Annotated in this window: 20 protein-coding genes; 5 read left to right on the forward strand and 15 right to left on the reverse strand. The window is 48.4% G+C overall.

Annotated features, from left to right (window positions below; all coding sequences use genetic code 11):
- Positions 1-50: 50 nt before the first annotated feature.
- Positions 51-1,406, forward strand: a complete 1,356-nt coding sequence (locus AC3WQ3_RS08290) for a dipeptidase (protein WP_336782825.1) — start codon at positions 51-53, stop codon at positions 1,404-1,406.
- Positions 1,407-2,094: 688 nt separating this feature from the next.
- Here AC3WQ3_RS08290 and AC3WQ3_RS08295 read toward each other — a convergent pair.
- The 5 genes from AC3WQ3_RS08295 to AC3WQ3_RS08315 all read right to left on the reverse strand — a co-directional run bounded on the left by AC3WQ3_RS08295 (position 2,095) and on the right by AC3WQ3_RS08315 (position 5,906).
- Entirely contained in the window at positions 2,095-2,466 is a 372-nt protein-coding gene (locus AC3WQ3_RS08295; protein ID WP_336782827.1) for a hypothetical protein, read from the reverse strand.
- A gap of 111 nt (positions 2,467-2,577) precedes the next feature.
- Positions 2,578-3,051 carry a hypothetical protein gene (locus AC3WQ3_RS08300; RefSeq protein WP_492471959.1) on the reverse strand — a complete coding sequence of 158 codons (474 nt, stop codon included), beginning with the start codon at positions 3,049-3,051 and terminating at the stop codon, positions 2,578-2,580.
- A 50-nt stretch (positions 3,052-3,101) separates the two neighbouring features.
- Positions 3,102-4,316 (reverse strand): N-acetylglucosamine-6-phosphate deacetylase, encoded by a 1,215-nt coding sequence (gene nagA / locus AC3WQ3_RS08305; RefSeq protein ID WP_492471960.1) that lies wholly within the window; start codon positions 4,314-4,316, stop codon positions 3,102-3,104.
- Positions 4,313-5,041 (reverse strand): glucosamine-6-phosphate deaminase, encoded by a 729-nt coding sequence (nagB, locus tag AC3WQ3_RS08310; RefSeq protein ID WP_492471961.1) that lies wholly within the window; start codon positions 5,039-5,041, stop codon positions 4,313-4,315. Before nagB ends, nagA begins: the two co-directional genes overlap by 4 nt.
- A 1-nt stretch (position 5,042) precedes the next feature.
- Positions 5,043-5,906, reverse strand: coding sequence for a MurR/RpiR family transcriptional regulator (locus tag AC3WQ3_RS08315; RefSeq protein WP_127539010.1), 864 nt, complete (start codon positions 5,904-5,906; stop codon positions 5,043-5,045).
- 214 nt (positions 5,907-6,120) lie between these two features.
- Between AC3WQ3_RS08315 and AC3WQ3_RS08320 the strand changes: the two genes are divergently transcribed.
- A complete protein-coding gene (locus AC3WQ3_RS08320) occupies positions 6,121-6,468 on the forward strand; it encodes a hypothetical protein (RefSeq protein WP_492471962.1) in 348 nt (115 codons plus the stop codon).
- A gap of 158 nt (positions 6,469-6,626) precedes the next feature.
- On the opposite strand, the gene AC3WQ3_RS08325 is transcribed toward AC3WQ3_RS08320, so the two are convergent.
- The 7 genes from AC3WQ3_RS08325 to AC3WQ3_RS08355 form a co-directional block, all read right to left on the reverse strand.
- Entirely contained in the window at positions 6,627-7,166 is a 540-nt protein-coding gene (locus AC3WQ3_RS08325) for a DUF4303 domain-containing protein (protein ID WP_492471963.1), read from the reverse strand.
- A 212-nt stretch (positions 7,167-7,378) separates the two neighbouring features.
- Positions 7,379-7,603: a helix-turn-helix domain-containing protein gene (locus AC3WQ3_RS08330; protein ID WP_017692532.1), complete on the reverse strand. Its 225-nt coding sequence runs from the start codon at positions 7,601-7,603 to the stop codon at positions 7,379-7,381.
- Positions 7,604-7,851: 248 nt separating this feature from the next.
- Positions 7,852-8,871 (reverse strand): YhcN/YlaJ family sporulation lipoprotein, encoded by a 1,020-nt coding sequence (locus AC3WQ3_RS08335; protein WP_154896327.1) that lies wholly within the window; start codon positions 8,869-8,871, stop codon positions 7,852-7,854.
- Between the two features lie 197 nt (positions 8,872-9,068).
- Positions 9,069-10,082, reverse strand: a complete 1,014-nt coding sequence (locus AC3WQ3_RS08340) for a DUF4340 domain-containing protein (RefSeq protein ID WP_492471964.1) — start codon at positions 10,080-10,082, stop codon at positions 9,069-9,071.
- The gene (locus AC3WQ3_RS08345; RefSeq protein WP_492471965.1) at positions 10,079-11,482 is read right to left on the reverse strand and encodes a GldG family protein; all 1,404 of its coding nucleotides are present in this window, start codon (positions 11,480-11,482) and stop codon (positions 10,079-10,081) included. The genes AC3WQ3_RS08340 and AC3WQ3_RS08345 overlap by 4 nt, the downstream gene beginning before the upstream one ends.
- A gap of 4 nt (positions 11,483-11,486) precedes the next feature.
- Positions 11,487-12,203, reverse strand: a complete 717-nt coding sequence (locus tag AC3WQ3_RS08350) for an ABC transporter permease subunit (RefSeq protein WP_492471966.1) — start codon at positions 12,201-12,203, stop codon at positions 11,487-11,489.
- The gene (locus AC3WQ3_RS08355) at positions 12,200-13,237 is read right to left on the reverse strand and encodes an ABC transporter ATP-binding protein (protein ID WP_261780109.1); all 1,038 of its coding nucleotides are present in this window, start codon (positions 13,235-13,237) and stop codon (positions 12,200-12,202) included. Before AC3WQ3_RS08355 ends, AC3WQ3_RS08350 begins: the two co-directional genes overlap by 4 nt.
- 370 nt (positions 13,238-13,607) lie before the next feature.
- On the opposite strand from AC3WQ3_RS08355, the gene AC3WQ3_RS08360 reads away from it, so the two are divergent.
- Entirely contained in the window at positions 13,608-14,681 is a 1,074-nt protein-coding gene (locus tag AC3WQ3_RS08360) for a glycosyltransferase family 4 protein (RefSeq protein ID WP_261780110.1), read from the forward strand.
- 85 nt (positions 14,682-14,766) lie between these two features.
- Here AC3WQ3_RS08360 and AC3WQ3_RS08365 read toward each other — a convergent pair whose 3' ends face one another.
- Together AC3WQ3_RS08365 and AC3WQ3_RS08370 are read right to left on the reverse strand one after the other, a co-directional pair.
- The gene (locus AC3WQ3_RS08365; protein ID WP_492471967.1) at positions 14,767-16,251 is read right to left on the reverse strand and encodes a DHA2 family efflux MFS transporter permease subunit; all 1,485 of its coding nucleotides are present in this window, start codon (positions 16,249-16,251) and stop codon (positions 14,767-14,769) included.
- A 251-nt stretch (positions 16,252-16,502) separates the two neighbouring features.
- Positions 16,503-16,862: a hypothetical protein gene (locus tag AC3WQ3_RS08370; protein ID WP_492471968.1), complete on the reverse strand. Its 360-nt coding sequence runs from the start codon at positions 16,860-16,862 to the stop codon at positions 16,503-16,505.
- A 180-nt stretch (positions 16,863-17,042) separates the two neighbouring features.
- Between AC3WQ3_RS08370 and AC3WQ3_RS08375 the strand changes: the two genes are divergently transcribed.
- Together AC3WQ3_RS08375 and AC3WQ3_RS08380 are read left to right on the forward strand one after the other, a co-directional pair.
- Entirely contained in the window at positions 17,043-18,281 is a 1,239-nt protein-coding gene (locus AC3WQ3_RS08375; RefSeq protein ID WP_492471969.1) for a glycosyltransferase family 4 protein, read from the forward strand.
- Entirely contained in the window at positions 18,278-18,448 is a 171-nt protein-coding gene (locus AC3WQ3_RS08380) for a hypothetical protein (protein WP_164764285.1), read from the forward strand. Before AC3WQ3_RS08375 ends, AC3WQ3_RS08380 begins: the two co-directional genes overlap by 4 nt.
- Positions 18,449-18,624: 176 nt before the next feature.
- Here AC3WQ3_RS08380 and AC3WQ3_RS08385 read toward each other — a convergent pair whose 3' ends face one another.
- The gene (locus AC3WQ3_RS08385; protein WP_492471970.1) at positions 18,625-19,341 is read right to left on the reverse strand and encodes a glycosyltransferase; all 717 of its coding nucleotides are present in this window, start codon (positions 19,339-19,341) and stop codon (positions 18,625-18,627) included.
- Positions 19,342-19,482 lie beyond the last annotated feature (141 nt).

The following is a 19,482-nucleotide window of genomic DNA, read 5'->3' on the forward strand; positions in this document are numbered from 1 at the left end:
CCAAAATGGATTACAATAGGATAAAGCAAAACATGAAGGAGGCTTTTTTAATGAAAGAACAGACTTATTTTCAAGAGAATAGAGAAAAACATCTGGCAGAACTGAATGAATGGCTGTCCATTCCCAGCATTTCGGCCATTTCGGCTCATAAAGAGGATATTAACCGTGCTGCACAATGGGCGGCAGATGCACTGACACGTGCAGGCATGGAAAATGTAGAGGTTATTCAAACCGCTGGACATCCGATTGTCTATGCAGACCACCTGCATGCTCCTGGCAAACCAACAGCACTGATCTATGGACACTATGATGTACAACCTGTCGATCCGCTTAACCTATGGGAAACGCCTCCCTTCGAACCTACTGTTCGGGACGGAAAACTGTTCGCACGTGGAGCGACAGATGACAAAGGACAGATCTTCTTACATATCAAAGCCGTAGAAGCCCTGCTGGCTGAAAACAAGGAACTTCCGGTTAACGTGAAGTTCTGCATCGAAGGCGAAGAGGAAATCTCCAGCCCGAACCTGCCGATCTACCTGAATGACAATACGGACAAGCTTCGTGCAGACATGGTATTGATCTCCGATACTTCCCTGCTCGAAAAAGGAAAACCGGCGATCTCCACAGGTCTGCGCGGCCTTTGCTCGCTTGAAGTGGATCTGAACACAGCTAACACCGACCTGCACTCCGGCTCCTTCGGCGGTGGTGTACCGAACGCACTGCATGCGCTCGTATCCCTGCTCGCTTCACTGCATGATGAGCAAGGCCGCGTAAGCGTGGATGGTTTCTATGATGGCGTTCTCCCCCTCTCTCCGGAAATGAGAGAAGAGTTCGTGAAGCAAGGCTTCAATGAAGAGCAGCTTCGCCAGGATCTTGGACTGGAGCAATTGTATGGCGAGGAAGGCTACTCGTTCGTGGAACGTGTTGGCGCACGCCCAACACTGGAGCTTAACGGTGTATGGGGAGGCTTCCAGGGTGAAGGTACCAAAACCGTCATCCCAAAAGAGGCTCATGCCAAAATTACCTGCCGCCTAGTTGCCGACCAAGACCCGCAACAGGTGCTGGATCGCATTGAAGCACACCTGCGTGCACACGTACAGCCAGGTGCCACGCTGCATGTGAAACAAATTGAGAAAGCCTTTGCGTTCAATACCGATCCGACCGATCCGATCCTTCAAAAAGCGGCTGACGCTTACGAGCAGGTGTATGGCGTTCGTGCCCTGTTTACCAAAGATGGCGGTTCCATCCCGATCGTTGAGAAGCTCTCCCGTGTTCTCGGCGTTCCTGCCGTGATGATGGGCTTTGGTTTGCCGGACGAGAACCTGCACGCACCAAATGAACACTTCAACCTGGAGAACTTTGATAAAGGGTTGTTGACGATTGTACAATTTTTGAAGAGCTTGTAAAGTTAAAAAACTCGTTACACGAGGACACTACGCTGGGAGAATAAGCTTCCGATCGCTGTTATCCCCGGATTTCTTTGATTCCCTTTGTTAAAGGGAGAAATCCCGGTGATAAACACAAACGCTCCGCTTCTTCAGCTTTTTTCTCCCCGCTCCGTTAATCGTGTAAATAGTTATCCAACTTAAGTATAGATAGAGGAATAACAAATAAAAGCGATGGCCCTAACGGCTGTCGCTTTTATTTGAGTCGATTTCGTTCCCTTCACTACTTTTGCAGCAATTGCCCAAACTTATTTTACGATTGAGGCTACCTTTACATGTGGATAGAGGTAAAGTGCAATTTAAAAAGAAGAGTGTCCCGTTTGTTTTATGACGGGACACTCTTTTTGTCGTTGAATTAGTAGCGCGAGGTTAGAAGTTAATGTTTAATCTGACACCTGGACCATTTAACGAACTGAGCGAGCGTTATTAGGCTGATTACTATGAAATGGTTGGTTTAACGAATCAGAGACGTGTTATTCCTGGCTGTGGACGTATCTCGAATAGGTAAACGTTGCATTAAGATGACTGGAGTTCGTTATCTTTGGCATTCTGTACGGAGCCTTGCGATAAGGTGGTATGGATTCGTTAGAAGTGGTGGAATACAGGAAAAGAGACTCCCCTTAGGGAAGTCTCTCTTGGTTTACATCACTTATGTTCTAAACGTCGTAAATCTTAGCTTGTGCACCATCTGCGTCAGATGGGTAATCTCCTGCTGAACATTGGACGTATCCGTCCCCGCCATCGCCTGATTGGCCCGCAGTGTTCTACGGGTATTCAGCATGCCATCGATCAATTTCATGACGGTGTTTCGTCCACGATGATCGACAATCATATATTTTTTGCGTGCATCCAGCTCTACCCATACGATATTGCGGAATGAGTTAAACAGGTGTCTGCGGTACTGCTCCATATCGGCTTCATTGTAATGCTCACCATAAAAGGCATAATATCCGTGCACGTGCAGTTTTTCCGCCAGCTCTGTGAGGAATGGATCGAACTCGAGCATAGCGTTACGTTCCATGTTTCACGCCTCCGTTATGCGTGATCCGCAGATCCCGTCTTTTTTTGAGACTATTTTAACACATTACTCACCCGATTGCCTCTCCAGCGGAAAACCGTCATGCTTCTGATCTTACTCCTGATGATAAAGTTCTGTACCCTCTGCATCATAAAAGCTCAACTGAAATTGCGGAGAAGGATTCCATATGCGTTCATCGGCGATGACCACATACTTCTCACCACCATAATTATACTTGCGGGTCGTCCCGTCTATCGTAAGTGTATACAAGTTGGCCTGCTTCATAATCTCCGGATCGTTAATTACAAGTCCCATAGCCCCCTTGGTTAGCCCACCAAACACCACGTCATCCTTGTGATCATATCCCGATTTGGAAAAGTGCTGTTTGTCTTTGAACGCATAAATGACGTCCTCACCGAAGATATAGTATAGGGACTTATCGACCTGATGTATGAGGACCTGATCCAGATTTTGATCCTGAATAAATGCCTCTACATCTGCTTTATTAATCGATTTGTTAGCTTTGATCCAGTACCCGATGCTAACTATTAATGCAGCAACAACGGCAACAATTAGCACGATATCCATCTTTCTAAATTTTCGAATCATTCATTGACCAAAACCTTTCACCTTGCTGCCTAACCGTCAATCGCTCTGCCTTTAATCCATACACCCTCAATACCCAATTTCTGGTTAAGCAAAACGATATCTGCCTGTTTCCCTGCAGCCAGGGAACCGGTGCGATGGTCGATTCCGAGCAGGCGTGCCGGGGTGAGACTGGCTGCGCGAGATCCAGCGTTCAGGCTCATGCCCACGTCCTGTACCAAATAGCGGAAGCCACGAATCATCGTCAGTGTACTTCCAGCGAGGGCACCGCCGTCCTTCAATCTGGCTACGCTCTCCTTCACAATCACGGGCAGGTCGCCGATTTTGTATTCCCCGTCTTCCAACCCGGCAGCGGACATGGCATCTGTGATCAGCACGAGCTGATCGTCAGACTGCTTCAGCTGGGCAAGGATGGAGATCGCCGCAGGGTGCACATGAATGCCATCAGCAATCACTTCAGCACTGATTCTTGGATCACTCAGCACGGCTCCCGCAGCTCCGGGATTACGATGATGCAGCGGAGTCATTGCATTGTAGGTATGTACGGCGTGATGCAGCCCGGCTTCAACCGCTCGCTCCACCTCTTCGTAGGTCGCATCCGTGTGACCGAGCGCTGCTGTAATCCGCTGCTGACGCAGCCATGCAATGACTTCAAGTGCCCCTTCCCGTTCCGGCGCCAGCGTGACCTGGCGAATCAGGCCGGGATACTCTTTTTCCCATTCTGCGAGCCAGGATACATTGGGCAGTACAATATGTTCCGGATTCTGCGCACCAGGCCATTTTGGACTGAAAAACGGTCCTTCCAGATGCACCCCCTCAAGCTGGGCGTATGGCATGGGCTTGGAACGATAACGGTCCACTTCAGCGAGCACCCGATCCAGTCTGTCCTTCGGAGCAGTCATGGATGTTGCAAGCATGGCAGTCGTACCCTGCGTACTGTGAAATAAAGTAATCTTGTCCAACACTTCTTGGCTCGCATCCATGAAATCCTCTCCATAGCCACCGTGGACATGGATATCAATAAACCCGGGGACGATAACGCCCCCAGCGGGTACAGGCACGGAGACCGCCTGATTACGAATAGATGCCGGCAGACCTTCCGGTGACCCGGCATATATGATTTTCCCTTCGGTCCAGGCGAGCAGGCCATCCTGCGCCAGACCTTCAGGCAGTACCATTTTACCGCGAAGAAGATAAATGGGGCTGCCGTTCTCTTTTTTGGATTGGGCTATGTCATTTCCGTTCATTTTACCAACCTCCCGGCAGCACGATCCAGCAGGACAACCACATTCGGATGGCATTGCAGCAAGGACGCAGGACACTGGGTTGTAATCGGCCCCATGAAGGCTTCGCGAATGATTTCGGCCTTTTCCTCACCGCGGGCGATCAGCAAAATTTGTTTGGCTTTCAGAATCGTACCTACACCCATCGTTATGGCCTGAGCCGGGACTTCATCGATACTTGCAAAAAAACGGGCATTGGCCTTGCGAGTCTCTTCTTTCAGATCCACCACATGCGTGCGTCCGGTCAACTCATTCCCCGGTTCGTTAAAGCCAATGTGTCCATTATGTCCGATACCCAGCAGCTGAAGATCTACAGGTCCCAGGTCATCCAGCCGCTGTTCATACATGGCACATTCCTGGTCCAGGTCGGCTGCTTGCCCGTTTGGTACATGCGTTTTCGCCAGATCGATATCAATATGATGAAAGAGCTGCTCATTCATGAAGCTGCGATAGCTCTCCTGATGCTCCACCGGAAGCCCGACATACTCATCCAGATTGAAGGAAGAAGCCTGCGCGAAGCTCACCAGACCCTTCTGATACAAGCTAATGAGCTGTTTATAAATGCCCACCGGAGAACTTCCCGTTGCGAGTCCGAGCACAGCCCGTGGTTTCGTTTGCAGCAAGCTGGCAATCAGGCCAGCACCTGTAGCATTAAGGTCTTCTTCATTTTCAAAAATACGTATATTCATCTCACGCACCTCCATGTTTTTGAACTCGATAGGACTGCACATTGTGATACGATTGTTCCAGTTTGGGGATAAAGCGGTCAAAATCGGCACTCATCATGCCTGTAAACAAAATATCAATGACATGCAGCAGCGCAATCCGGGAAGCCATATCTCCCCGTCTCATGCCCTCTTCCAGTGAAGACGTAAATAAAGGAATATCGGATACGCCGGCCAGCTTGTTGTTACCGTAGGAAGTAAGTGAGATTGTTGCAGCTCCCGCCTGTTTGGCGCAATGCAGGGCATCGATGGTCTCTGGCGTTTCCCCCGAGTAGGACACGGCCATGGCCACATCTCCTTCACTTAGCGAGGAAGCTGACGTAATCTGCATATGTGAATCCGAAAAGGCCGTACAGCTTTTGCCAATTCGCACGAGTTTCTGATAGAAATCCTGTGTCACGATGGATGAGGTCGCAACACCGTACAGGTCAATGCGACGAGCATGGCATAATAGCTGAACTGCATGCTCCAATCTGCCCAAATCCAGCAGCCGGGTGGTATCCGCAATGGAGGCAAGGTGGTTGGCTTCGATGGCCTCCACAATTTTGGACAACGGATTGCCTGCCACGATATCCTGATAAGCCGTTTTGTCCGTCGAATGAGACAGCTCTGCGGCCAGCTTCATTTTGAAATCCGGGAAACCCTTGAAGTGAAAGGACTTACAGAAGCGGGTGACCGTTGCCGGACTGGTTCCGCTTTGTTCAGCAAGATAATTAATCGTCCAGCCGGGGATATCCGACGGAGATTGCAAAATAACCTCTGCAATCCGCCGTTCCTGCGATGGAAGTCCATCCAGCTCTTGCTGTAACGCATGTATGATGGCTGCCATAAGTCTTCTCCTCTGAAAATAATTTTTATATTTTTAAAAGAAATAAAGAAAATAATTTTTATAATTTCATTTTAATCAAGCTCCATCTGCAAATCAAGGGAATTTACTCCATGTTCAAAATGAAAGTTTACATCAACGCTTCTTGAAGCAGACAAGACATAAGGCTTATAGTAAAGAGAATGCAGTCTATGGATCAACGAAGGAGCACCCTCAAGTGAATCAACGACAACAACAAAAGATAATCCCTTCCTTCTGGGTTATTGCTGTCAAGCAAAGCGGTGGTCGGGACTATTATGCCCTGTATGCAGTCGACTGGAAACGTGGCGGAAGAATGAGCTGGGAAGGCTGGGACCGCCTGGAGGATTTGTTGCAGTTTCATATTCCGGTCAGGCGAAAAGCGGGAAGTCGGAAGTCTGCTTCGCAACCAGCTGCCAAAATCGCCAAAAAGGCGCTCTATCTACATCTGGATGAGGCCCGGTACGAGGCGTTGGAGCAGCTCTTTTATCAGCCTTTTTCGAAGAGCTCATGGAGATTGTTTATTCGAGAAAACAGCGTTATGTAGGGAGTTCATTTCTTTTCAGGATATAACAAAAAAAGCCTCTCCCTAATCCGATGAAGAACAGGGAAAGACTTTGAAATGAACTCAAATATACTTCATTCCATTCCGTTAACTCATCTTATACATTGTGTGGCAAGGCTATCTTGTCTCCAATCAACAAACTACTCCAGACCATCATACCGCTTCAAAAACTCACTGGCCAGGCTACTTTCTGTCATCAATATAACCGATTGATTCTCCAGTTCTTCAGCCTCATCATCATCGGTCATCGACATGAAGAACGTAATGTCTGCTTTGGATTGTCCGTACCGGGCAAAAACTTCATTCGGTGTTTCACTCACAACCTTGGCAATAATATTAATCATCTCATCCTTATAATGCTGAACATCTTCCGTTGCATACAACAATCGGCTAATATGATTAAAATGTGTATCTTCGCCATACTGATATTCGGAGCAGCCCCATCGATAGTAGATTTCGTCCTGCTCACTGTCACACAGTCCTTCTTTTTTCATCCTGGCAATATGCCTCGCTAGCGATTCCTCCGTATTTGCCGCCATAAACAGGGTAATCCAGTCACTGTCTGTTCCAAACGCGCAAGCATATACCTTTTCATGCTGCATCTCTTGCAGTGTTTGCTCCAGATCGGGAAGAAAGCCGGCTCTAAACTTGTCCTCAAATTCCTTTAAGAAGTGATTCATTTTTCTTTCCTCTCATTTCTTATGTAATCATGATCTATAAGCTTATTATGGTTGATTTTAACATTAGGAGCAACTGTTCTCACTGACTTTGACTTGTTACTTTATGCTTGCTTTCCTCGGCTAAAAAGCAAAAAAGCCTTGCCCCATTCTTCATCATTTAAAGAATAGAGAAAGGCTTTCATGCTGCTTCAACTTCCTAACTGTTATTCGCGTCAGATCTTCAGTTCTCCGAGCTTAATCAGCTCTACAACTGCTTGCGAACGACCCTTAACATTGAGTTTCTGCATCACATTCGAAATATGGTTACGCACCGTTTTCTCGCTGATGAATAACTGCCCTGCGATGTCACGCGTCGTTTTGTCCTGAACCAGCAATTCGAATACTTCGCGTTCACGGTGGGTCAACAAAAATTTGCTTTTATGATCGATACCCTTCAATGTTCACCCCTCCTTGCTCGGGTTGTGTTGGTGTAACAAGGTTAAGGGGATACAGTCAACTCATCTTATGTCAGGTCAAGGGCGATGGTTCAGTTTTATGAAAAAAATGGGCAGTCATTTGTTGATCCTTGGTAATGGAAGATACACACCGTTATGTAGTTCTGCTTTTTCTTAGATGTTGCGATAAAAAAATATGCCTTTGCCACTGATGTACCCATCCGCGCAAAGGCATATTTGTTTAGCTGTTTCTACCGACGATTAGGATTCATAATGCCATCATTATTATTATTGTTGCGGTTCATCATGCCATCGCCGAGGATTCCATCACGACGCTGATCCATGGCATTCGTCGGGAAGATGCGCTCAACCATGGACTGGAATGTGTCGATCATGCCGCTAACCGGCTTGCCGTTACGAATATCGTCGGCATATGTCTGCACATGATCAACGAAATCCGGGTTTGCCGATACATAGACATTCTCCACGTTTGGAGCAAATTGCTTGATTTTTGCAGCAACTTTCCCTTTGATCTCTTCAGAAGTATTATCGTCCGAGCTGTCCTGACGTTGTCCTACGCCTTGCCCTTCGCTTTGCATTCCGTAATGACCATCACTCATCGTACGTTCTCTGCCCGTGTTCGTGAGCCCACGCATCATGCCGAAGGTTCCGGTACCCATCGTTCCGTAAATGCTGCGGTCATTCCCCATATGGCTGCGGTCTGTAGCGGAACCGGTGTTCAACCCTGGCGCAATACCGCTCGTCGTGTACGGAGACATCGTTCCGTCGCCTGCATGCACACGCATACCACCCAGATCCTGATTCATGCTCTCGCTGCGCATGGTTCCGCTCGCACGATTACGCAGGTTACCATTCATTGTGCTGTTGCGACCACCGTTACCGTTACCATTCGCCTGGCTATCCATCTTGCCGGCATGACCATCTGTCAAACGGACAGCAACATATGCATTGCGATCGGTTAACAGTACATTGGCCGACTTGATCTCTTTCATTTCGGTAATGCGTTTTGCCAGTTCATCACTGGATTTCAGGTCAGTGACATTGTGCATGCGATAACTCTTGGCACGAATGCCATCCATTCCATTGGTCTCCACACCATAACGGTTGAGCCCTCGAACTTCCTGACCCGCATTATTGGTTTGCATATTGTTGTTATCCCGGCCATCACCACACCCTGTCAGTCCGGCCATTACAAAAATTGCAGTAGACAATGATAAGCTGATTGCTTTCGCCTTTTTGGCTGCTGGCATGTCTCATCCTCCAATGTGTATGGTTTAGGTCACAAGGATAGGATGCGCTTCTGGTGGACCCGATATGCTGAAAGGATATGGAACCTGTCCTGCACAACAAAAGAGCGGCGCCAGCACGTTATGTGCGACACCGCTTCTTTCCAAAAATAGCATATGGGTTGGGTTTACCTAAACCAGTTATATTCACATTTCCAAGACTACTCAGCGGATGAGGTTGAATCTTCACTTCCACTTCCTGCATCCGTCGATACGTCAGCTGCTTTCACCGTATCAGGAAATTTCTCCGCATCCTGCAAGGCATCTGCCTGAAGGGAATATGCCCACTGACCATCGGGTGTAATCACGTAGATGATACCGGGTTCCGATGCAACGGTAAGCCCCCGGTAGACGTCGGTTACATTCTCTCCATTTACCTTCTGCTCAACAGAAAGTGTGAATCGTGGCACAGCATGCTTGAGCTCGGAAGCTTTGCGAACGTCGTCCGCAGTGGAGAGATTTTTAATCTTGCCGATGAGAGATACAGCATCCGTGGATTCAACCGTCTCACCATTTAGCGTCCATGTCCGCTCGGACGCACCGTCTTCCGATGCCGACTTCAATACCCATGTCGCTGCTTCTCCTTCCCAATCCAGAGAAGCCACATTCGTATCATCGAGATTAAACGGTGTCGTATCGAGCAGATCATGCCTTGTCAGCTCCATATTGCTGATCGACTCAGACTGCACAGCAACAATGGGCCCGGAATTCACCTGCACATAACGGGCGTCATCTGCCGGAAGCTGTCCGCCGATCTTTAATGTGATGTCACGGCTGTCCTTGGTTTTGATATCCAGACGGGAAGCAGTCGAACCCAGTCCATACTTCTCCAGATCCGTCGGCGTCTCTTCCACAACCAATTCCTGTTCTGCTCCACTTAGCGCGTCAAGCCAGCTGCTGATCGTGTAACCGTTAAGCGGATACCCTTTGGGTTCCACCATGCTCCACACACCGTCTTTCAGCTCCAATTGAGCAGATACAGAGGAAGAAGCCTCGCCTTCCGTCTTAACTGTACTCGGGTCATGAATGGTGATGGACTGGATATCATCAGACTGAATGCCAAGCAGCTGGACCTTCACCGCTTCTTCTTCGCGAAAATAATTCTGATTGGCCGCATAAATCCAGCCCACAATCAGTACCAACACGACCAGAATCGTCGGAATCCATTTCTTCATACGCGTCTGCGCCTCCACCATAAGAATACACCTATGATAACAAAGATAAGCGGGAAACCCACAATCGCAACGAAGAAAATCGTTCTGGCCTGCTCACCATTCAGGTAAGCCACTTCATAACCAGCCTGCACCCGCGGGCGAATGGTTAACCCGTCCTCTTTTTCACTTAAATAATTGATGGTATTCAAAATGAAGTCACGGTTGCCGCCATTCCCGATTTCCGAATCCTGCATGAAGATGGAAGATCCAAGGATCACGGCTTTTGGTTTGCCTTCGGTTGTATCTGCTGCATATCCTAGCTCGACAGGTCCCTGGATATCCTGATCCGGATCATTCGCTGTTTCGTTTTGCAGCAAGCCTTCAATATTCGTCTCGCCGTAACTATCATCCGAAGATTGAATGAGAGGCGACAGTGCATATTTCTCCTGTTCCTTGCTTGTCAGGGCAATGGACAGGGATAACATCGGGTACAGCTTGCTGTCAGCCAGTTTGTCCGTTATTGCATGTGTACCGTATTCCGGGACGACCCATAGCGGCCCCATCGTGCTGGCCTGCTGGTTGTCCACCATCACGGCATGCTCATCAACCACTCCATAATCGGACATGAGCTTGTCGATATTTTTCCAACTGGATTTCATATTCTTTTCCACAAAACCAAGGGACAGCATCAGTTTGCCACCATTGCTCAGATAGGTTCGAATGGCTTTTAATTCAGCATCACTGAGATCACGCTGCGGGCCAATAATCGCGAGTACGTCCGCATCTTCGGGAACCACTCCGGCCTGATTGAGCTGCAGTTCTTCTGTTGTAATGTTGTTTTGCTCCAGGGACGAACGAAGTGTGGTCAACTGATCCAGACCAAGTTCCTCATGCCCTGTCAGGAATACCATTTTCTTCTTTTCGGTGGAAGACAGATTCATCAGAGCCTGCGTTAATTTTTCCTCCCCCGTGAACTGGTATGACCCTGACCCATCACTGCCATCCCCGACTGCTGTAAACAGACTGGCGATATCAATCACTTTATATTGATCCCCCTGCTCCAGGACGATGGAACTGCCTGTGATGCCGTATTTGGAGGCCAGCGTTGGTTCCTGTGTCAGATTATACTGTTCCATCTTCAGCTTGCTGTTTCGCTTGGTATACTCTTGAACCATGTCCGTCACTTCGCGATTCAAGACGGTATTGTTGGCGTTCTCCACCGTTAATACCTTAATGCTCACATCATTCTTTACATTTTTGATCGCGGTCAGTGACTGGTCCGATAAGGTGTATTGTTTGTTTGCCGTCAGATCCAGCTGGAATCCGCCAAGTGAATTCAGAAACAGCGTAAGTAAAATAAAAATGCCGATGACCGCTACAGACAGCACCGTACTATTCGTATGACTTAACCATTTTTTCATCTTCTCACCTCCACCGCTTCCGTTCCACGATTTGAATGCTCAGTAGCAGAAATACGCCCGATAACGTCACATAATACAAGATATCCGGTCCACTGAGCACACCCTTCGTGAAGCTGTCAAAACGGTTCGTCAGCGCAAAGGGATCAAGCCAGTTCTGCAGCGCAGAACCGGTATTGCCTGCGAATGAATCAAGCATCCACAATACGAGCAAAATAATAAACCCGGCCACCGCAGACACCATCTGATGCTGAGATAATGTAGAAGCAAACAATCCGATCGCCATCATACTGCCGCCCAGGAAGAAGAGTCCCAGCGCCGACAGCCAAACCGAAGTCACATCCAACGTTCCAAAGAACGACATGATGAACGGATAGACCAGACTGCACAGAATAAGCACGATCAGAATGGCCAGAGAGGCCAGATACTTACCAAATATAACTTCCGTTACCCGTGCCGGGGAGGTCAGCAGCAGCTCATCTGTACCCTGCCTGAATTCCTCAGCAACCAGTCTCATGGTTAATAAAGGCACCACAAACAGCAGCATGGATAAGGTATCACCGAGCACAAGGCGATAATCCACAATACTGGGCTGGTAATACACGAAACTGGAGTAAAACAATAAACTTGTCATCAGCACATAGACCGCGAAGGCGAAATAGGATGTGGGTGACAAAAAATACGCCTGAAGTTCCTTATTGCAAATAGCCATCATTCGTCTCATTTGGATTCCTCCTCTGTTGGCGAATCCGCAGAGTCTTCACTAACCAGGTCAGGTGTACCTTTATCAGATGACTCATTGTCTAGTTCCGTTGTAGTCAGCTTCAGGAAGATCTGCTCCAGACTGAGATTTTCCTTCTTCATTTCCAGGATGGGCAGACCCGCTCCAGATAAAAGATAAAACAGCTCTTCCCGGAAATCTTCGGATGATTCTCCGGTAAGCAGCATTTTAACCGTGTCCTGCTGCTCCGTACCGCGATTTCCATCCGTTGGTTGTATGACTTCACTCCGCACCTTCTCCCAAGGTGTGAGCAAGTTATGTAGCTGCTGCTCGGTTGCCTTAACTTCAATGGACACCTTAAACTGATCACCCATCGAAGAACCAAAGTGTTGTGGTGAACCGTCGAGTACGAGCTGTCCCTGGTTAATAATCAACATCCGGTTACATAGCGTGCTCACTTCAGGCAAAATATGCGTACTGAGCAGCACCGTATGATTTTCGCCGAGTTCCCGGATCAGATCACGAATCTCCATAATCTGATTCGGGTCCAGCCCCGATGTAGGTTCATCAAGGACGAGCAGATCAGGCTTGTGGATAATGGCTCCCGCCAGTCCCAGACGCTGTTTATAACCTTTGGATAGTCCACGCACCAGTTGTTTTTCCCGTTCCTGAAGCCCCAGCCTGCTGACCATCTCACTGACCCGCAGTTTAATCTCGCGTGCCGGAACATCCCTCAGGTTCGCGACGAATTTCAAATAGGACTGAACCGTCATGTCCGGATATAGCGGCGGTGTTTCCGGAAGATAACCGATTTTGGAACGAACAGCTCTGCCCTGATCATGCACAGATTGTCCATCAACCACAATCGAACCGGCGGTGGGTTGCAGGTAACCGGTGATCATGCGCATCGTTGTCGTTTTACCGGCACCATTGGGCCCCAGAAAACCAACAATCTCACCGCGCTCCATTGTGAAATCCAGTTGATGCACGCCGCGCCGTCCATCATACACTTTGCTGACCTGTTTCACTTCGAGCACATCATTCATCCTTTCCCGTTAAAATACCCGTGTGCCATCAAGCAATCCAGATGGTCTACACGGGAAGTTCCTTGTATCTTACGGGGTCTATCCTAAATCCAGCTTAATGACACTTAAAAGAAAGATTAAAAATATATGTCCAAAATGTGAACAACTTGGGTTTCACCCACACCCTGTGCATTGGGGAAACGTACCATACAGTACAGGAGTCAGCATTTTGCATCATTCGATTTCACTCGCTCCAAGGGACAATATTATAGACGAATAGGACCATTTCGATCTATATATTGAGGATTGGAAGTCGCTTATTGGATTTATGCAAAATGCTCAGGAGTATGAGATCCTGCACAAAAGTCAGAGGGTGAACCGTGTGAAAGTATTATTCACGTTTTTTGTACCAAGCGGTGGCGTGGATACCTTGAACCGATTGCGGACAGCAGTTCTGCAACGTCATGGCATTGAAGCGCATCTATTGTACCTTTATACAGGATCGGGTTTGCAGAACAGCACCGGCACTCCGGTCTTCACCGCGTCCAATGATGAAGAAATACGTTTTTTGATTCACAGCCAGCGTTATGACGCCATTATTGTGACTTCGGATATTTCCATGCCTGGTAGATTGAGAGGACTCGGCTATACAGGACGAATTATATTTGAAGCCCAGGGTCTCGGAACGAGAGATCAGGCACTGGAAACGATCCAGATGGCAATTCCTTACCTCCAGGCACATTGTGACGCTGCTGTTCTGCCTCCTACCGATCACTTGCTGGATATGTTTATTCATATCTGCCCTTGGCTGCACCGGTTTGTTATCCCCAATATGCTGGACACCGATACGTTTGCTCCAGTTCCCGTAGACACTCCACCCTACCCCGTTCTGGCTTGGGTCGGGCGGCTGGAACACAACAAAAACTGGCGAGAATACTTGAGCATATCCAGCCAAATCATCAAAAAAATTCCCAAAGCCAGACTATGGCTGTTTCATGATCCCAGCTTGGCCAATCCCGAAGACGAAGTGATGTTCCGTCATATGCTGGCTGAATATGGTTTGGAGGACCGCATCGGCATCTTTGTCAATGTTCCTCACTCGCAGATGCCTACGTTCTATTCCATGATTGCAGCTTCTGGAGGAATCATGCTCTCGACATCCCTTCTTGAAGGGTTTGGTTATGCGGTTGCCGAAGCCATCAGCTGCGGCTGCCCGGTACTCAGCACCGATTCGGATGGTGTACGTTCGTTCATAACCCATAACAAGACAGGCAAATTCTATCCTCTGGGCAATGTAAATGCAGCAGTAGATGAAGCGGTCGAACTCATGCGTAACCAAAAGTTGCGTAAATATATCCGTGAACAGGGCAGAGAGCATATGACAGCCTCTTTCTCTCCGGATCGGTACGCTATTTCCTTCCGGGAAATGATGACCGCCCTGAGCATCTTCTCATGAGCAATGCAAAAAGGCAGTTCAGAACATATCTGAACTGCCTCGGATTAAAGAGATTAAGCACCTATCCATTCAATAGGATGCTCCATTAGTGCCCCATCATCATGGCTGGATCAGGTTCATCCCCGCTCTGGAGCGTTTCTACCTGCATTCGTTTTGGTTTACGGAGGATAAGACTCAGTAAACAACCGAACAATGCAATACACGCGGCCAGGAAAAACGTGTCGTTGAAACCAGACACGAGACCCTTAATGACAGATGCAACGTCCGTACCACTTGTATTGATCGCAATTCGGGAAGTCAGGAACCCGGTCAAACCAGCAACCGCAAAAGATACAACGACTTGTTGCGCAGCAGCGGTAAGCGGTGTGACCCGACCAACCAATTTGCGCGGAGCAGCGTTTAGCACATGCGTATTCAGCGGCATCATGGATAGACCCATACCGAGTCCCATCATCACGAGACTAAGAATAATTAGACCCAGACCCGTCTCGGATGTAATGGAAGACAGGATAAAGAGTGCCCCCGAGATGATACCCAGACCCACGAATGCGAGGGGTCTCGCCCCGATTCTATCAAACAAACGGCCACCAAGCGGCATGCCTACACCGGATGCCAAGGCTTGTGGTAGTAGGATTAACCCTGTTTCCAAAGCTGTGTAGCCTTTGATCTGCTGCAGGTAGAGCGGAATCAAAATCATGGCCCCAAACAAAGCGATTTGTGAAACCCACGCCAAAATAATGCCTCGTGTGAAATCAGAAGATTTGAAGACCCGCAGTTCCAGCAATGGATTTTGGTGACGCAGCTCCACAATGATGAACAGGATCAACGCTACTCCTCCAACGATTACACCTGTCAGTGTTGAAGTGGAGGTCCAGCTTGTGCCTCCCTCACTTACACCATAGGCGAGCATAGAGAATGCGATCGGTGCGAGAATCATGCCAAGCAGGTCAAGCGCGGGTGTTCTTCCACGGTCCGTATCAGGCAGAAATTTGATACATAGAATAAAAGCAGCAATACCTATTGGCAGATTGATCAGAAAGATCCAGTGCCAGCTGAGGGACTGAATAAACCAGCCGGACAATACCGGTCCTAGCGCAGGAGCCAGCAGCATTGGAATCCCGAGCATGCCCATGATGGAGCCCCTTCTTTCGGGTGGAGCCAGACGAAAAACCATAGCCATCCCAATAGGAGCCACCATTCCTCCGCCAAGTCCCTGGATAATCCGATATACAATCAATTGCTCAGGAGACTGTGCAATCGAGCATAATACCGATCCGAGGGTAAACATCGCTATTGTGAACAGAAAGACTCTTTTGGCACCGAAACGATCCGTGAGCCATCCGGCTAATGGGATAACTGCAGATAAAGCCAAGGTATAACCCGTTACGGTCCATTGGATTGTCTTCAAATCCGTCTCGAAGTACTGTACCAGATTCGGAATGGCGACGTTCACGACCGTACTGTCCAGAATGACCATAATCATACCAACGATGATGGCTAAGAGCGGAAAAATAATCGTTTTGATCGAGAACTCCTCCGGATTCTGGTTAACTGCTGTTTGTTGTTTCATTGACCACTCTCTTTTCCGGCTTGGAGGAATTTACCCTCACGTACAGCCTTATAATCATGACAGATTCAAACATTTGTTTTAAACCATCGTTTTAAACTTTTGTTTTAACCATGGTTTTATTCTAATGAAAATACCTTTGCTGTCAAGCTATTTTCTTATGTAAAATTCACTATAAGCAAACACAAAAAAAGGGAACAGGCTCTCTCCTGCTCCGCCGATTTGGCTAGTTTTCCATCATGCGTTTTGCCTAACTAATCTGCCAGCTTAATCATCTGGTGTTCAGAGAGCACACCCAATGTCTGTCCACAAGCACTTCTGCAATACACCCTAATCTCCAGATGATAGGGCCTGCTCTTATTGCTGATAATTCGCAGTTCCCACATGGAGGATGAAACGTCCAGGTTATGAATGATGTGGTTACGGCTGCTACCGGTTGACTCAGCTCCAATATGAAAGATATGCCGATATAATTCTCCATTGGTTGGGCTGATCCCGCCCACATATACATCCGCCCCGTCGTTCCCTACAAATGCGACCTCCACATCTACGTACTTAATCGGAACAGCAGTTTGAAGCATGCCCTCATGAACTTCCATTACATATGCACCCACAGCTAGCGCCTCCTTCTGCTCTGTACACCTGTATGTAGTTTATGCTTTCTCCTATCCTATGCCAGTTGTATTCACCCATTTTTGACAGATGTACCGCCTTGCCCGGCCTTTGGCACAGATTATTTCATAGAATACAAGGATAGCAGAACCGCCTGTGCAGGCCGTGACAAGGAGGTACTTATGAAAGTTCTGCTCGTTACCTACTGGGAGCTTACACATATGGGAGGTATCTGGACCTATGTAAAACAGCTCGCTGACAGGTTGATGGCACTTGGCGTCGAAGTCGATATTATGGGAACAAACGGCGCGAAAAATGAGGTTTACATCCGTAACCTGAATCGGACCTTTTCCAAAGAAAACGTATGGCCTATGCTGCAAGCCAAGCTCAATCCAACCGCTCTGCCGCAATTCACAGCCGACTCTCTTTTGGCGTACTACGAACTGAACCGATATGCATTTGAAATGGCTGCTGCCTGTCTGGGTGTAGATCAGTACGATATCATTCACGCACAGGATCCCGTTGCAGCGGTGGCGATGAAACGGATTCTGAAGAATAACACCCCCCTGATAACCAGCTATCACGGTGCACTTGCACGAGAAGCCTTTTATGATGAGCAGAATTCCAATCCGCAGCTCACTCTTCCAGCGTATTTGCAGTCCAGACGCGGACGCTATTTCCTCTCATTGGAGCAGCGCAGCGCCGCACAGTCCGAGCTGATTCTGGTCTCCAGCCGCTGGATCAAGAGTACACTGACATCACTGCAGGTTCCTGAAGAGAAGTTCCGCCTTATTCCTTATGCAGTCGACCTTCCTGCCTACCGCGCTCAGGCCGCGGTCAAGTTCCGTCAGCGCCCGCCGTCAGGCAAAAAAGTCATTGCCTTCACAGGCAGACTGGAGTTTATCAAAGGGGTTCATGTTCTGATCAAGGCTTTGGCCAGCCTGAAACAAGTACGTTCCGATTGGGTCTGCTGGATTGCGGGAGAAGGCAATCTGATGGAAGACCTGCGTTCCCAGGCTAAAGATCTTGGTGTTGGAGGAGATATCGTATTTTGGGGCAAATTGGACAACATCCCTTCGTTCCTGCGCCGTGCCGATATTTATGTACAGCCCAGCCTGCAGGACACGCAGCCCTTCTCGGTTACGGAAGCCCAGCTTGCCGGACTCCCCGTCATCGTAAGCGGTACGGCAGGTATGCCAGAGATGGTGGAGCCTGCACATACCGGTTGGGTCGTTCCCCCGCAGGATGTGGATTCCCTGAGCGCACTATTGAACGCCCTGCTGCAGGATGACGCCACTCGTCTGCGGGTTGGCGCACAGGCTAAGGCTTGGGCAGAGAAGCACCGCTCTCTGGAGGAAATGGGTATGCGCACACTACAGGTGTATCAGGAAGCAATTCAAAAAGGAGGGCACCCGATATGACCCTGCTCGTACCGAGTGATTTATATAATGGCTGGTTTTCCGTCCCTGTCTCTACCCCCCACATTGAAGTGAGTTACGAGATTATGAATGCCTTGGTAGAAACACTCCCCAAGGAGTATACCCTGCCTGATCCGGAGGCAATGGCTATTATGTGCTCTAATGATTAATCATATTGGGGATGCTGACCCTCTTGCTGCAAGAGGGTTATTTCCATTGAAAGACGATCTGAATCATGAAAAAGCAAAAAAGAGAGCATCCCACTGGTCCACAACTCAGGAGAACCAGAAGAATTGCCCTCTCTTTACGTGCTTTTTATCTTTCAAACGTCGGATTGTACCCATAATTACTGCCAATAACCGCCGATCTGAAGCAAATTCAGCAAAATGGGCCGATGTTTGGCCTGAACCATTTCCATCTCGGCTTTTAAGGCCTCAAAGTGTTTTTTGGTTCCCATTGAATCATGAACCCGGTAACACATCAAAGGCTCGTTGAAATAAAAAAGCTCATAGACCGGAAATAATCTCAGCCACATCTCATAGTCATGGGTATAGCGGAACTCGGTGTCAAACATGCCGAACTTCCGAAATGCATCCATCTCCAGCATCACGGTACAGCCGTTAATGGGACAGCCTTCGAGCAGCACCTGCAGCATTTCGAGACGGCTGCCTACTTCCGGCCGCACCGTATCCATCCATTCACTGTTTTCATTCACATAGTGGTAGGCTCCATGACAGAACGATGCCTTAACTTTCAGCATAAATTTCAGCTGTTTTTCCACACGGTCCAGCAGCATTACGTCATCCGAGCTGAGCCAGACGAAATAGTCCCCCGACGAACGCTTGATCCCTTCATTCAGAGCTGTAGCCGTCCCCCCATTCTCCTTTCGAACATAGGTGATACGATCCATAAATGGTTTCAGCTTCTCCACGTGCTTCGTAGAGCCGTCATCCACCACGATAACCTCGATATGAGGATATGTCTGGTTCAGAGCACTGTGAACAGCCTGCTCAATATAAGCACAGTTGTAAAACGGGATGACAATTGAAACTTTGGGTTCCATTCGGGCCTCCCCTTTCCTCGCCTGTCTCTATAAAACTCCTACCCTTATCATATGATGGAACTGTCTCCGGTTCGCGGGCATCTGTGAGGGAAAGATTAAGAATTACTCATGAGCGGATACATAGAAAGAGGGTATTATGGC

This window comes from Paenibacillus sp. FW104-T2 (genome assembly GCF_058789975.1).

Coding starts and splice junctions, on each gene's coding strand:
- AC3WQ3_RS08290 (WP_336782825.1), top strand. CDS start 51: ATGAAAGAACAGACTTATTTTCAAGAGAATAGAGAAAAACATCTGGCA.
- AC3WQ3_RS08295 (WP_336782827.1), bottom strand. CDS start 2,466: ATGGAACGTAACGCTATGCTCGAGTTCGATCCATTCCTCACAGAGCTG.
- AC3WQ3_RS08300 (WP_492471959.1), bottom strand. CDS start 3,051: ATGGATATCGTGCTAATTGTTGCCGTTGTTGCTGCATTAATAGTTAGC.
- nagA (WP_492471960.1), bottom strand. CDS start 4,316: ATGAACGGAAATGACATAGCCCAATCCAAAAAAGAGAACGGCAGCCCC.
- nagB (WP_492471961.1), bottom strand. CDS start 5,041: ATGAATATACGTATTTTTGAAAATGAAGAAGACCTTAATGCTACAGGT.
- AC3WQ3_RS08315 (WP_127539010.1), bottom strand. CDS start 5,906: ATGGCAGCCATCATACATGCGTTACAGCAAGAGCTGGATGGACTTCCA.
- AC3WQ3_RS08325 (WP_492471963.1), bottom strand. CDS start 7,166: ATGAATCACTTCTTAAAGGAATTTGAGGACAAGTTTAGAGCCGGCTTT.
- AC3WQ3_RS08335 (WP_154896327.1), bottom strand. CDS start 8,871: ATGCCAGCAGCCAAAAAGGCGAAAGCAATCAGCTTATCATTGTCTACT.
- AC3WQ3_RS08340 (WP_492471964.1), bottom strand. CDS start 10,082: ATGAAGAAATGGATTCCGACGATTCTGGTCGTGTTGGTACTGATTGTG.
- AC3WQ3_RS08345 (WP_492471965.1), bottom strand. CDS start 11,482: ATGAAAAAATGGTTAAGTCATACGAATAGTACGGTGCTGTCTGTAGCG.
- AC3WQ3_RS08350 (WP_492471966.1), bottom strand. CDS start 12,203: ATGAGACGAATGATGGCTATTTGCAATAAGGAACTTCAGGCGTATTTT.
- AC3WQ3_RS08365 (WP_492471967.1), bottom strand. CDS start 16,251: ATGAAACAACAAACAGCAGTTAACCAGAATCCGGAGGAGTTCTCGATC.
- AC3WQ3_RS08375 (WP_492471969.1), top strand. CDS start 17,043: ATGAAAGTTCTGCTCGTTACCTACTGGGAGCTTACACATATGGGAGGT.
- AC3WQ3_RS08380 (WP_164764285.1), top strand. CDS start 18,278: ATGACCCTGCTCGTACCGAGTGATTTATATAATGGCTGGTTTTCCGTC.
- AC3WQ3_RS08385 (WP_492471970.1), bottom strand. CDS start 19,341: ATGGAACCCAAAGTTTCAATTGTCATCCCGTTTTACAACTGTGCTTAT.